Annotated in this window: 14 protein-coding genes; 9 read left to right on the top strand and 5 right to left on the bottom strand. The window is 62.0% G+C overall.

Annotation, left to right across the window (positions count from 1 at the left end):
• The first annotated feature begins 22 nt into the window (after positions 1-22).
• On the top strand, positions 23-715 hold the full coding sequence (locus BSF79_RS10970) for a metal-dependent hydrolase (protein WP_090269953.1): 693 nt from the start codon (positions 23-25) through the stop codon (positions 713-715).
• On the opposite strand, the gene BSF79_RS10965 is transcribed toward BSF79_RS10970, so the two are convergent.
• Entirely contained in the window at positions 716-1,183 is a 468-nt protein-coding gene (locus BSF79_RS10965; protein WP_090269952.1) for a nucleoside deaminase, read from the bottom strand.
• A gap of 123 nt (positions 1,184-1,306) precedes the next feature.
• On the opposite strand from BSF79_RS10965, the gene BSF79_RS10960 reads away from it, so the two are divergent.
• From BSF79_RS10960 to BSF79_RS10930, 7 genes are all read left to right on the top strand, one after another.
• Positions 1,307-2,389: a pseudouridine synthase gene (locus BSF79_RS10960; protein WP_090270087.1), complete on the top strand. Its 1,083-nt coding sequence runs from the start codon at positions 1,307-1,309 to the stop codon at positions 2,387-2,389.
• A 208-nt stretch (positions 2,390-2,597) separates the two neighbouring features.
• Positions 2,598-3,488, top strand: a complete 891-nt coding sequence (locus tag BSF79_RS10955; protein ID WP_090269951.1) for a 5-bromo-4-chloroindolyl phosphate hydrolysis family protein — start codon at positions 2,598-2,600, stop codon at positions 3,486-3,488.
• Between the two features lie 58 nt (positions 3,489-3,546).
• Complete coding sequence (locus BSF79_RS10950) at positions 3,547-4,746, top strand: toxic anion resistance protein (RefSeq protein WP_090269950.1); 1,200 nt, start codon at positions 3,547-3,549, stop codon at positions 4,744-4,746.
• An 8-nt stretch (positions 4,747-4,754) separates the two neighbouring features.
• A complete protein-coding gene (locus BSF79_RS10945) occupies positions 4,755-5,726 on the top strand; it encodes a DUF2927 domain-containing protein (RefSeq protein ID WP_090269949.1) in 972 nt (323 codons plus the stop codon).
• Positions 5,727-5,753: 27 nt separating this feature from the next.
• Positions 5,754-6,881, top strand: a complete 1,128-nt coding sequence (locus BSF79_RS10940; protein WP_090269948.1) for an SPFH domain-containing protein — start codon at positions 5,754-5,756, stop codon at positions 6,879-6,881.
• A gap of 68 nt (positions 6,882-6,949) precedes the next feature.
• Positions 6,950-8,077, top strand: a complete 1,128-nt coding sequence (locus BSF79_RS10935) for a TFIIB-type zinc finger domain-containing protein (protein ID WP_090269947.1) — start codon at positions 6,950-6,952, stop codon at positions 8,075-8,077.
• 15 nt (positions 8,078-8,092) lie between these two features.
• Entirely contained in the window at positions 8,093-8,767 is a 675-nt protein-coding gene (locus BSF79_RS10930) for a nitroreductase (RefSeq protein ID WP_090269946.1), read from the top strand.
• A 56-nt stretch (positions 8,768-8,823) separates the two neighbouring features.
• Here the strand turns inward: BSF79_RS10930 and BSF79_RS10925 are convergent, their stop codons facing one another.
• A complete protein-coding gene (locus BSF79_RS10925) occupies positions 8,824-9,240 on the bottom strand; it encodes an Hsp20/alpha crystallin family protein (protein ID WP_090269945.1) in 417 nt (138 codons plus the stop codon).
• Positions 9,241-9,375: 135 nt separating this feature from the next.
• Here BSF79_RS10925 and dtd point away from each other — a divergent pair, with 135 nt between their 5' ends.
• A complete protein-coding gene (gene dtd / locus BSF79_RS10920) occupies positions 9,376-9,813 on the top strand; it encodes a D-aminoacyl-tRNA deacylase (protein ID WP_090269944.1) in 438 nt (145 codons plus the stop codon).
• Positions 9,814-9,819: 6 nt separating this feature from the next.
• Here dtd and BSF79_RS10915 read toward each other — a convergent pair whose 3' ends face one another.
• Genes BSF79_RS10915 through BSF79_RS10905 form a run of 3 tightly spaced genes read right to left on the bottom strand, consistent with a single transcriptional unit; the run spans position 9,820 to position 13,729 of the window.
• Complete coding sequence (locus BSF79_RS10915; protein WP_245776381.1) at positions 9,820-11,094, bottom strand: ABC transporter permease; 1,275 nt, start codon at positions 11,092-11,094, stop codon at positions 9,820-9,822.
• 5 nt (positions 11,095-11,099) lie between these two features.
• Positions 11,100-12,221, bottom strand: a complete 1,122-nt coding sequence (locus BSF79_RS10910; protein WP_090269942.1) for an ABC transporter permease — start codon at positions 12,219-12,221, stop codon at positions 11,100-11,102.
• Positions 12,218-13,729 carry an ABC transporter ATP-binding protein gene (locus BSF79_RS10905; RefSeq protein ID WP_090269941.1) on the bottom strand — a complete coding sequence of 504 codons (1,512 nt, stop codon included), beginning with the start codon at positions 13,727-13,729 and terminating at the stop codon, positions 12,218-12,220. Before BSF79_RS10905 ends, BSF79_RS10910 begins: the two co-directional genes overlap by 4 nt.
• Positions 13,730-13,782 lie beyond the last annotated feature (53 nt).

Raw genomic sequence — 13,782 nt, 5'->3', positions numbered from 1 at the left:
CATTGCTTATAGGAGGATCGACATGAAAATCATCTGGCTAGGCCATTCCAGCTTCCGCATCGAAATCGCCGATCAGATCTTGCTGGTCGACCCGTGGCTGACCGGCAACCCGATGTTTCCCGCCCACAGCCGCGCCGAGGCGATCGAAGACGCCACCGCGATTCTGATCAGCCACGGCCACGGCGACCATACCGGCGACGCGCTGGCGCTGTCGAAGCAGCTCGATATCCCGCTGGTCGGCATCTATGATCTGATGAGCTTCTGGGAAGCCAAAGAAGAGGTCAAAACCATCGGCTTCAACAAAGGCGGCACCGTCAGTCTGGGCGATGTCGCGGTGACAATGGTCAATGCCGTGCATTCCTCGTCGTTCAGTACCGATGTCGGCCCGGTTTATGCAGGCACCGAGTCGGGCTTCATGATCGCGGGCGAGGGTCATACGATCTATTTCTCCGGCGATACCGACGTGATGGCCGACATGAAAATCTTCAACGACCTGCACGCCCCCGATATCGGGATCCTCTGCTCCGGCGGGCATTTCACGATGGACATGAAGCGCGCCGCCTATGCCGCGAAAACCTTCTTTGATTTCAAGACGGTGATTCCCTGCCACTACCGTACCTTCCCGCTTCTGGAACAGTCTGCCGCCGAACTGGCAGCCGCCCTTCCAGACGTGAACGTGATCGAACCCGAGGTGATGACGCCGATCACACTCTGATCAACCCGACTGGTTTCCAAGGCGCTTTAACGTGAAAAACTCCCGCAGCAGCTCGGCTGCGGGGGCTGCGGCGATACCGTCATACACCTCGGGCACATGATGGCATTGCGCGTGCGAGAATATCCGCGCGCCATGCGCCACCCCGCCGCTTTTGGGGTCATCCGCGCCGTAATACAGCCGCGCAATCCGGGCAGCAGAAATGGCCGTGGCGCACATCGGGCAGGGCTCCAGCGTCACATACAGGTCATATCCCGGCAATCGCTCGCTGCGCGCCGCAGCACAGCCCGCGCGGATCACCAAGATCTCGGCATGTGCCGTTGGATCACACAGCTCGCGCGTCCGGTTGCCCGCGCGCGCCACCACCCGCCCCGCCGGATCGACCAGCACAGCCCCCACCGGCACTTCGCCGCGCGCGGCGGCCGCGCGCGCCTCTTCCAACGCCTGATCCATGAAGCTTGTGAACACCATCCGCCCTGATTGCCCCGCGATCCGCGCTTTCGCAATGGCGGATTTTCCGCTAAAGCCGCTCACAACACCTTCGGCAGGCGCGAAATGCCTCAGACCGCGCCGCCATCAGCGAAAGAATCGATCATGCCGCAGACCCCACCAAAGGGCGACCGTATCGCCAAAGTCATCGCCCGTGCCGGCGTTGCCAGCCGCCGCGAAGCCGAGCGGATGATTGAACTTGGTCAGGTCAGCGTCAACGGCGTGGTGATCGACCGCGCGGCGCTGAACGTCACGCCCGCCGACAAAATCGTCGTCAATGGCAAACCGCTGGACGCCCCCGAACCCCCGCGCCTGTGGCTGTATCACAAGCCCACCGGGCTGGTGACCACCAACCGCGACGAACAGGGCCGCACCACGATCTTTGACGAACTGCCCGAAGACATGCCCCGCGTGCTCAGCATCGGGCGGCTTGATCTCAACTCCGAAGGGCTGCTGCTGCTGACCAACGATGGCGCGGTCAAGCGTCAGCTTGAACTGCCCTCGACCGGCTGGCTGCGCCGCTACCGCGTGCGGGTTAATGGCCGCGTCACCGATGCGATGCTGGAACCACTGCGTCAGGGCATCGTCGCCGATGGCGAAACGTTCCAGCCGATGATTGTCACGCTGGATCGGCAGAAGGGCGCCAACGCCTGGCTGACAGTCGGGCTGCGCGAAGGCAAGAACCGCGAAATTCGCCGCGCCATGGATGCGATCGGCGTTACCGTGAACCGGCTGATCCGCATTTCCTATGGCCCGTTCCAGTTGGGTCAGTTGAAACCCGGCGCGGTCGAGGAACTGCGCCGCCGCGTGGTCCGCGACCAGCTTGGGCTGGACAAAGAAGCGATGGAGCTTTTCGGCCTTACCGACCTCGACGACGACAAACCCGCCCCGCGCAGCAAGCCCGGCACCAGGCCCCGCGCCAGCCGTGCGGGCAAACCCGGCCTCAGCACCGGCGAAACAATGACCCGCTCGGGCGCACCGCATAAATCCGGCGGCGCAAAACCCGCCAACAACTTCGCCCCCGGCAAATCCGGCCCCAACAAACCCGGGTCTGGCAAATCCAGCGGCGCAAAACCCGGCGCACGACGGGGCGGCAGCCTGAACTCCGGCCCGGCCGAGCTCAGCACCACCCGCCCCTCGGACAAAGGCAAACCCCGCCCCCGCGTGCAGCGTCGCCGCAAAGACTGATCCTTGGGCAACGGTCCGCTTGAACGCCGAACCCGCTGAACTGATGCGGCACAGACAATCTTCCCCCTAGCCACCACGGCGGCAAACGCATAGGTTTTCTGCGTGCGTTCAATGGCGGGGGCCTGATGTCAGAAACCGGACTACAGAAGCTGGCCTTTGTCCTGCTTGTCATACTGATCCTCTACGTTTCGATCGCAGGGGGTGTCTGATGGCGCAAAAATTCGGCGGAAAATACAGCCCCGAGGGCGAATCAACTCCGGGGGCCAAGTTGCCCGACACCGGTAGTTTTCGTGACGCCCGCCGCACCCGTGCGGGCGGCCGCATCAACCTGCTGTTTCTGGCGCCGCTGCCGCTGATCTTTTCCGCCTTTGGCAACGGCCCGACTGCGCTGGCGCTGAATCTCAGCGCCTTGGCCCTGATGCTGCTGGCCGCTTGGCTGACCCGCGAGGGGCTGATCGCGCAAGAGGCGTATGAGGCGCGCAAAGTTGCCCGCCGCCCCGCCTTTCCACGCAAGATCACTGGCAGCATTCTGACCGGGCTTGGCCTTGGGCTGGCGGGATATGCCGCCACTGGCGGGCTGCTGGCCCCGGTGATTTATCTGGTGATTGGCACCACGCTGCACCAACTGGCCTTTGGCCCCGATCCGCTGACCAACAAAGGCATGGATGGCATCGACAGCTTCCAGACCGACCGCGTCGCCCGCGCCGTGACCGAGGCCGAGAAACACCTGACCGCCATGACCGAAGCGATGAAACGCGCCGGTGATCGGCAAATGGCCGTACGGCTGGAAAAATTCCAAACGACCGCACGCACCTTGTTCCGCACCGTCGAAGAAGACCCGCGCGACCTGACAGCGGCCCGCAAATATATGTCGGTCTATTTGATGGGTGCCCGCGATGCGACGATCAAGTTCGCCGATATCTATGGCCGCTCGCGCGATGCGCAGGCGCGCGCCGACTATGCCGCGCTGCTGGACGACCTTGAGCAGAACTTCGCCGCCCGCACGCAAAAGTTGTTGCTGGACGACCGTAGCGATCTGACAATCGAAATCGACGTGCTGCGTGACCGGCTCAAACGCGAAGGCATTCGCACCGAATAAACCGCGAAGACCGCACAGAATTACAATCCGTTAGAAACGGGAACGAAGGGGAACACACATGTCTGGAACCATTCAGCAGAAAGCAAAGGAAACGCTGGCGCTCGTCGAAGAGGTCAACGCGGTCATCCTGCCCGAGCCTGTCAAAGCCGAAGAAGTCGTCGCACTCGAGGCAGCAACCGCCCCCGTCGGTGCCGAAATCCGTAAGCGGATGGACGAGCTGGATATGGGCGACACCAATTCGATCGTCTCGTTCGGATCGGGCGCGCAGGCCGAGCTTCAAGAAATCAGCCAGGCCATGCTGACCGATGTGCGCAACAAGGATGTCGGCCCGGCGGGCGACAGCCTGCGCAATATCGTGACCGCGATCCGCGGGTTTTCCGTGTCCGAGCTGGACGTGCGCCGCAAACGCACCTGGTGGGAAAAACTGCTGGGCCGTGCCGCCCCGTTTGCCAAATTCACCGCCAAGTTTGAAACCGTGCAGGGCCAGATCGACAAGGTCACCGATGACCTGCTAGGCCACGAACACAAACTGCTGAAAGACATCAAATCGCTCGACCTGCTCTATCAGAAAACCCTCGCGTTCTATGACGAGCTGGCGCTTTACATCGCTGCGGGCGAGGCCAAGCTGAAAGATCTGGACACAACCGTGATCCCCGCCAAGGAAGCCGCCGTTAAGGCCGCCCCCGAAGCCGATCAGGTGATGGTCGCCCAAGAACTGCGCGACCTGCGCGCCGCGCGTGACGATCTGGAACGCCGGGTGCATGACCTGAAACTGACCCGCCAGGTGACCATGCAATCGCTGCCCTCGATCCGCTTGGTGCAGGAAAACGACAAATCGCTGGTCACCAAGATCAACTCGACGCTGGTGAACACCGTGCCGCTTTGGGAAACCCAACTGGCGCAGGCCGTCACCATCCAACGCTCGGCCGAGGCCGCCGTCGCCGTCCGCGCCGCCAACGACCTGACCAACGAACTGCTGACCTCCAACGCCAAGAACCTGCGCGACAGTAACAAGGTTATCCGCGAAGAAATGGAACGCGGCGTGTTCGACATCGAAGCCGTCAAACAGGCCAATGCCGACCTGATCGCCACCATCAACGAAAGCCTCCAAATCGCCGACGAAGGCAAGGCACGCCGTGCCGCCGCCGAAGTCGAGCTGAAGCATATGGAAAAAGAGCTGCGCGACACGCTGGCCTCGGCCAAGGCGCGCAAGACCGGTCTGGGCGATACGGCGGGCACCGCCGTACCGGAGGCCTGAGAACGCCTGTGCGCTGCCTCAAAGCCATAGCACCAACTGTGGTGGCTCTCGGCGGGCTGCTGCTCTCAGCAGCCTGCGCGCCGGTCGTGCCCGCGACGCCGCGCACCTCTCCGCAGGCGCGCCCCGCCGGGCTGGTGCGCCCCGCCGCCGCCCCGACACAGGCGACACCTTCGGCACAAAGCAAGGCGCTCGGCACCTACTATGCCCGCGTGCAGGCCGATTTGCTGGCGCAAGGGCTGCTGCGCACCGATGGTGGTGGCCCCGATACGCCCTATTCCTCTGATGACCTGTTGCGCAATTTCGAAAAGATCGCGTTTTTTGACGAATACGAGCGCGGCGCGGGGCTGCGCACCTCGCGCGGCGGGCCGGGTCGCCTGCGCCGTTGGGACCGACCGGTGCGCTTCAGTGTCGAATTCGGGGCCTCGGTTCCCGAAGCCCAGCGCACAAGCGACCGAGCCGAGGTCCAGACCTATGCCGCGCGGTTGGCGCGCGTCACCGGACACCCGATTTCGGTCAGTCCCGACAACGCCAATTTCTTTGTGCTCATTATGGGCGAAGATGATCGCGCCGCCGCCATGCCCCGTGTTCGGCAGATCGTGCCCAATATCAACCCCGCCTCGCTGTCGATCCTTGAAGACATACCCCGCTCGATCCACTGTCTGGTGATCGCGTTCTCAGGCTCCGACAACGATCACATCTACCGCAAGGCCATCGCCTTGGTGCGCGCTGAACACCCCGACCTGCTGCGCAAATCCTGCCTTCACGAGGAATTGGCCCAGGGTCTTGGCCTTGCCAATGACAGCCCTCAGGCCCGCCCCTCGATCTTCAACGACGACGATGAATTCGCGCTGTTGACCACACATGATGAAATGCTGCTGAAAATGCTCTACGATCCGCGCGTCAGCGCCGGGATGAGTCCCGACGAGGCCCGCCCGATCCTGCGCCAAATCGCATCCGATCTGATCAGCGGACCAAGCTAAGCCACGACGGCCAAGGAGACCTGTAACATGGGTATTTTCGATTTTCTCACCGGCGAATTCATTGACGTCATCCATTGGGTCGACGGCACGCGCGACACCATGGTCTGGCGCTTCGAGCGCGAAGGCCACGAGATCAAATACGGCGCCAAGCTGACCGTGCGTGAAGGTCAGGCCGCCGTCTTCGTGCACGAAGGCCAGCTGGCCGATGTCTTCACCCCCGGGCTTTATATGTTGGAAACCAACAACATGCCGGTTCTGACGACGCTTCAGCACTGGGATCACGGGTTCAAATCGCCCTTCAAATCCGAGATCTATTTCGTCAACACCACCCGGTTCAATGATCTGAAATGGGGCACCAAGAACCCGATCATCGCCCGTGACCCCGAATTTGGCCCGGTTCGTCTGCGCGCCTTCGGCACCTATTCGGTGCGCGTCGTGGACCCGGCGAAATTCCTGTCTGAAATCGTCGGCACCGACGGCGAATTCACCATGGACGAGATCAGCTTCCAGATCCGCAACATCATCGTACAGGAATTTTCCCGCGTGATCGCCTCCTCTGGCATTCCGGTGCTTGATATGGCCGCCAATACCGCCGACCTGGGCAAACTTGTCGCCTCGGAAATCTCGGCCACGATTGCCGGTTACGGCCTGTCGATCCCCGAGCTTTACATCGAAAACATATCGCTCCCCCCCGCCGTGGAAGAGGCGCTGGACAAACGCACCTCGATGGGGCTGGCGGGCGATCTGGGCCGCTTCACGCAATATTCCGCCGCCGAGGCAATGACCGCAGCCGCCAAAAACCCCAGCGGTGGTGGTGGCATGGGCGCGGGCCTTGGGATGGGTATGGGCATGGCAATGGCAGGTCAGATGGCCCACCCCGGCCCTTGGGGCGCCGCCCACCCCGCTGCGGCGCAAACAACCACCTCCACACCGCCGCCGCCCCCGCCGGTCGAACATGTCTGGCACATCGCCGAAGCCGGTGAAACCAAGGGGCCGTTCTCCAAAGCCTCGCTTGGCCGTATGGCAAGCGACGGGCAGATCACCCGCGATACCTATGTCTGGACCCCCGGTCAGGATGGCTGGTTGCGGGCCGAGGATGTGCAGGAACTGGCGCAACTTTTCACCATCCTGCCGCCTCCGCCCCCAGGCGCGTGACACGCAGGGGGCCACGCGCCCCCTGTTCATCTTGCTGAAAACACTCCCGCCGGAGGCAAGTAAGTCCCATGCCGCACACCCCACCATTCGCGCCAACCTCCGTGACCGAGGAACACCGTTTCCCTTGCGACCAATGCGGCGCGGACTTTCGCTATGATCCCGGCGCCGGGCAACTTGTCTGCGACCACTGCGGCAACACCGCTGCGGTGGCGCAATCAACCCCGTGGACCGGCGGTATCAAGGAATTGGATTTCCGCCGCGCCCTCGACAATCTTCTGCCCGCGCAAGAGATCGAGGAAACCCGCGTCACCAGCTGCCCCAATTGCGGTGCGCAGGTGGAATTTGATGGCGTCACCCATGCCACCGAATGCCCGTTCTGCGCCACCCCTGTCGTGACCGATACCGGCACCCACCGCCATATCAAACCGCGCGGCGTGCTGCCTTTCGCGCTGACCGAAACCACCGCCCGTAAGGCCATGAGCGACTGGCTGGGCCGGTTATGGTTCGCCCCCGGCGGCTTGCAGGAATATGCCCGCAACGGTCGCCGGATGGACGGGATCTATGTCCCCTACTGGACCTTCGACGCCGACACCAAATCAGGTTACCGCGGCGAGCGTGGCACGATCTACTACGAAACCCGCACTGTCGTCCGCGACGGCAAACGCCAGCAGGAACAGGTGATGAAAATCCGCTGGTCGCCCGCCTCGGGGCGGGTGGCGCGGTTCTTTGATGATGTGCTGGTGCTGGCCTCGCGCAGCCTGCCCAAACGCTATACCGACGCGCTAGAGCCTTGGGATCTGGCCGCGCTTGAACCCTACCACCCCGAATACCTGGCCGGTTTCCGTGCCGAAGGCTACACGGTCGAGCTTGACGAGGGCTTCGATCAGGCTCGCGCCCATATGGACCGCGTGATCGAGCGTGACGTGAAATTCGACATCGGCGGTGACCGCCAGCGTGTCCACGACATCCAGACCACCGTCAGTGATGTGACCTTCAAGCATATTTTGTTGCCGGTCTGGCTTGCGGCGTATAAATACCGAGGCAAGACCTATCGTTTTGTCGTCAACGGTCGCACTGGCCGCGTACAGGGTGAACGGCCCTGGTCGGCCTGGAAAATCGCCGTCGCCGTTGTTTTGGGGGCGATTGCAGCCGGGATTGTCGGCTACCTGATTGCCCAGAACCAAGGGCAGATGTGACTTGAAAGGCCGCCGATGACCGCTTCTTACGATACGCTGAACGATCTGCTTCATACCCGCCACAGCTGCCGCGCTTTCCTGCCCGATCAGGTGCCGACCCCGGTGATCGAACAGATCGCCACCGCCGCCGGTCGCGTGCCATCGTGGTGCAACGCGCAACCGTGGCAGGTGATCATCACCCGCGGCGCACAGACCGACGCCTTCCGCGACGTCCTCTGGCAGGCCGCCACCACGCAACAGCCACAGCCCGACCTTGAATGGCCCGCGCGGTATACCGGCGTCTATCAGGACCGCCGCCGCACCTGCGGGTTGCAGCTCTATCAATCGCTGGGCATCGAAAAAGGCGACCGCGAAGCCTCGGGCCGCCAGATGATGGAAAACTACAAACTGTTTGGCGCGCCACACGTGGCCATCGTCACCTCCGAGGCCGATCTTGGCCCCTATGGCGCGATGGATTGCGGCGGCTTTGTCTCAGCGTTCACCCTTGCCGCGCAGGCGTTGGGCGTGGCCAGCGTGCCGCAAGCTGCCGTGGCCGCCTTCGCCCCGACCGTGCGGGCGTTTTTCGACATCCCCGAGAACCGCAAAATCCTTTGCGCCATCTCGTTTGGATACGCGGACAGCAGCAACCCTGCCAACACCTTCCGCACTGAACGCGCGCCCCTGTCCGAGGTCATCGACTGGCGCGATTAATTCGTCCCGGCCCCTGCCATCATTGCAGCGGGGGCCGACCACCGGCTCAAGCTAAATCAGGCTTTGTTGATTTTCACCTTGGTTGTCGCCGCCTCTTGCGGGCCTTTCTTGGGCACGGACACCTGCAACACACCATCCTTCAGATGCGCCTCGACCGCCGCGCCGTCGGCATCAGCAGGCAACCGGAACGACCGGCTGAACGCGCCATATTGCCGTTCGCTGAAATACCAGGTCTCGCCGGTTTCCTCGCGGCTGGCGGATTTCTCGCCCTTGACGGTCACAACCCCCTCCTGCACGGAAACGTCGATATCCTTCTCCTCGACCCCCGGCAACTCGACCGTGATCGTATAGCTGTTCTCGCCGGTCGATGCTTCTGCCGCAGGTGCCAGCCAATCCGATACCTTCTGCCCCATCGCCCGGAACGGTTCGTAAAACGAAGGCAAAAGCCCCGCCGTATGTGATTTCTCAACCATCTCATGCACTCCTCGCTACAGATGTGTCATCCTCCGACCAAACTGCCTGAGTCGCATTGACATGCGTCAATTCCACTCTTGCGCCCGTGCATAAAATCCCCGACCACTGACGAAATCCGCCTGAAAGGACAGCCCATGCGCGCCCTTGTGCAACGCGTCTCACATGCTTCGGTCACAGTTGACGGCATGCTGATCGGTCAGACCGGCCCCGGCCTGCTGATCCTGATCTGCGCCATGCAGGGCGACACCGAAATGCAGGCTGATCAGCTAAGCGCAAAAATCGCTAAATTGCGGATTTTCAAAGACGACGACGGCAAGATGAACCGCTCGCTTCTGGATACTGGTGGCGGCGCTCTGGTGGTCAGCCAGTTCACGCTGGCCGCTGACACCTCGCGCGGCAATCGCCCCGGCTTTTCCGCCGCAGCGCCGCCCGATCAGGGCAAAGCGCTCTATGAATACTTCGCCCGACAACTTGCCGCGCAGGGCATCGCTGTTGAGACTGGCCAGTTCGGGACCGACATGGCGGTGGAGCTGGTCAACGACGGCCCCATCACCATCTGGATCGAAACCTGATCCGGCCTACTCCTTCACATAGGCCTCGCCATCCGCAGCAGGGGCACGCGCCCGCCCGATCAGGCCGGCAACAACAATGATCGTGGCAATATAGGGCGCCATGGCCAGAAATTCCGACGGGATCGGTGTCTGCAACAGCGCAAGCTTTTGCTGCAACGAGTCCGCAAAGCCAAAAACCAGCGCCGCCATCAACGCGCCCACCGGATGCCAGCGCCCAAAGATCATCGCCGCCAGCCCGATATAGCCGCGCCCGCCCGTCATGCCCTCGTCAAAACGACCGACCGACCCTAGCGTGAACCAAGCCCCGCCAAACCCCGCAACCATGCCCGCCAGCGTCACGTTGATATAGCGCACCCGATACACATTGATCCCCAATGTATCGGCTGCCTTTGGGTGCTCGCCAACCGCGCGGGCGCGCAGGCCGGTGCGGGTGTAAAACAGATAATATGTCGCCACGAGCACCATGATCACGGCGCCATAAACGAATAAATTCTGGTTGAAGAACACTGGCCCGATCACCGGGATATCCCCCAACAGCGGGATTTTGATCGACCGGAATACAGGCGCATTGTTCAGATGACGGTATTCCTGAAACACCTGACTGCTGACATATGACGTAAGGCCCAGCACAAATAGATTGATCACCACACCCGCGATAATCTGATCCATCCGGTAGGTCACAACCAGCGCCGCAAGAATAAACCCGAACAGCCCGCCGATGGCCACCGCGGCGAACAACCCGCCCACCCCGCCAAGAACCGATCCTGCCAGCGCCCCCGCAAAGGCGCCGGCCAGCAGCATCCCCTCAATGGCGATGTTCACAACCGCAACCCGTTCGGACAGCACGCCCGCCAACCCGCCAAGTGCGATTGGCACGGCGCGCACCACCGTGGCCTGCAACATGCCGGTCAGCGAAAACGCCTTGCCCGTCGTGGCCCAGACCAGAAACGCCGCCACCAGCAGGGCCAACCCGAACCCCAGCGAAATCGAGGTCCAGCGCACGCCGCCGCGCAAGAATTGCCGCACCCCAAGAAATGCCAGCAAAGCCGCGATTGCGTACGTAAAGGGCCCCGCCGGGATCACCAGATTCGGCACCACCCACGGATCCGTTGGGCGCGACAGCCGAAAGGTCGCCGCTCCGGGGGCGTCGGGCGCGAAAACGAACAGCACCAGAACCGCAAGGGCGATCAAAAGACCGCCAACGATACGCGCCTGGCGCTGCTTGCCCGTGTCAATCTTGCGGGCGGTGGGGACGGGTGTCATTTCTGTTGTCACTGTCACGGCATCTATTCCCTTGATCCCGCGGCTTTTCGAAAGCCCCAGGGAAAGATCGCGCGCACCAGAAGCGGTGCGGCGATAAAGACAATTATAAGGGCCTGAATGATGCTGATCAGGTCAATACTGACCCCGGCATCGACCTGCATCTGGCGTCCGCCCGCCTCAAGCGCGCCGAACAAAAGCCCCGCAATCAGAACGCCAACCGGATGCGATCGCCCCAGTAGCGCCACCGAAATGGCGGTAAACCCGATGCCCGCAGAAAACCCCGGCGTCGCACGCCCCAGAACGCCCAGAACCTGATTGGCCCCCGCAAGCCCCGCCAAACCGCCCGCCGCCGCCATGGCCGACACGATGATCAGCCCCGACCGCATACCTGCAAAACGCGCGGCCTCTGGGTTTTTGCCGCTTGCCCGAAACTCGAACCCAAGCTTCGACTTGAACAGCACCCAATAGACCACGATCACAGCGGCCAGCATCAGGAACACACCTGCATGCACCCTCAGGTTCGGATCAATCCACGTCAGCAGGCGCGGCAGCTCGGCCGCCTCGGGCACGGGTTTCGATATCGGGTCCGCCCGCCCTGCCTTCTGGATCGCAGGCATGCTCAGCATGAAATCCACAAGCCGGTAAGCGATCGAGTTCAACATGATCGTCAGGATCACCTCATGCGCCCCCGTCGTGGCCCGCAACCACCCCGCGATCGACGCATACAAAGCCCCGCCAAGCACCCCCGCCAGCAATGAAAGCGGCAACAAGATTGCAGATGGCAAACCGGCAAAGCTGAAGCCGAAAATCACGGCGGCCATTCCGCCCATCAATATCTGCCCCTCGGCGCCGATGTTGAACAGCCCGGCCCGAAATCCCAAAGCAAGCCCAAGCCCAGCCAAAACAAGCGGCGTCGCGGCGGTCAGTGTCTCGGACAGCGCGTTCAGCGAACCAAACGATCCAACGGCAAGCGCCACGTAAGAACGCACAATCGTCGCCAGATCGACATTGGTCAGCAACATCGTCAGCGCCCCCAACAAAAGCGCCGCCACCACCGCAATCACCGGCACAAGGATCATATCCTCAAAGTCGGTCCGCCCGATCAGCTTGGCTTTCACCACCCGGTCTGTTGTCTCATTGGTCATGCCGCCACCCCTGCCATCGCAAGCCCTATGGCGCCTTTGTCGACGGTGCCCTTCGTGGCATCGAATTCGGCCACGATACGCCCCTTGAACATCACCAGAATGCGATCCGAAAGCGCAAGGATCTCGTCCAACTCCGACGACACGATCAGCACGCCATCGCCCGTGTCACGGGCCTCGACCAGCCGCTGATGGATATATTCGATTGACCCCACATCAAGCCCCCGCGTCGGTTGCCCCGCCACGACCAGCTTGGTTTCGCGCGACAATTCCCGTGCCACGACAAGCTTTTGCTGATTGCCCCCCGAAAGGTGCCCCGCCTGTGCAAACACCGACGGCGTGCGGATATCGAAATCGTGGGTAAACTCCGCGGTGCGCGCGTTGACCGCCTTCCAGTTGATTTGCGGCCCGCTCGAAAACCGCTCGTCATAATAGGTGTCCAGAACCATGTTCTCCGCCACGGTAAAATCCGCAATCATACCGGCCCGGTGACGGTCTTCGGGAATATGCGCGACCCCCATCTTGTGCCGCGCCCGAACCGACGCATGCGTGATATCATCACCCAGATACAAAACCGCACCGCTGGCCACGCGCCGAAGTCCGGTCAGCGCTTCGATCAGCGCAGATTGCCCGTTGCCCTGCACACCAGCAATGCCGACAATCTCTCCGCTTTTCACCGACAGGCTGACGTGATCAACGGCGATCTCATCGTTGTCACGCAGAATGGTCACGTCCTTGACCTCAAGAATGTCGCGGCCCGGCGCATAAGGCGCCTTGATCACGTCAAAGCTCACCGGACGGCCGACCATCATCTCTGCCAGCTCTTTCCGGTTCAGCTTTTTGGGGTCGCCCTCGCCCACGATCCGCCCGGCCCGGATGACACTGATCCGATCCGCAATTTCCAGAATTTCATTCAGCTTATGCGTGATGAAAACCAACGCTTTGCCGGCATCGCGCAGGGCTTTGACGATCTCGAAAAACTCAAGCACCTCTTGCGGCGTCAGCACCGCAGTCGGCTCGTCCAAGATCAGAACATCCGCCGAGCGAAACAGCACCTTGATGATTTCCACCCGCTGCTGCACCCCAACCGGAAGGGTCTCGATCTTGGCGTCAGGGTCGACCTCAAGCCCGTATTTCTGATTTATTTCCCGCACTTGACGCCGCGCCGTCTTCAGATCCAGAAAGTCGAACTTACCGGTGGGTTCAACCCCAAGCACAACATTCTCGGCAACCGAAAACACCGGAACCAGCATGAAATGCTGATGAACCATGCCAATGCCTGCGCGGATCGCATCGCCCGGGCCATCAAACGCAACCGGCTTGCCGTCGATCAGAATTTCGCCTTCGTCAGGACGGTACAGCCCGCTCAGCACATTCATGAGCGTCGATTTCCCGGCACCGTTTTCGCCCAGCAGGCCAAGAACCTCGCCCGCCCGGATCGTCAGGTTCACATCGGCGTTTGCGACCACCTCGCCGAAGCGTTTGGTGATACCGCGGAGTTCGACATCCATACTCGTATTCCTTCATCGCGCGCAAAATACACCCGGCACCGGAAACGCCCGGC

Origin of the sequence: Thalassovita taeanensis, assembly GCF_900110775.1 — a bacterium.
Lineage (GTDB): Bacteria > Pseudomonadota > Alphaproteobacteria > Rhodobacterales > Rhodobacteraceae > Litorimicrobium > Litorimicrobium taeanense.
Note: the sequence above shows the minus strand (reverse complement) of the source record. Positions and strands in the feature narration are given on the sequence as shown.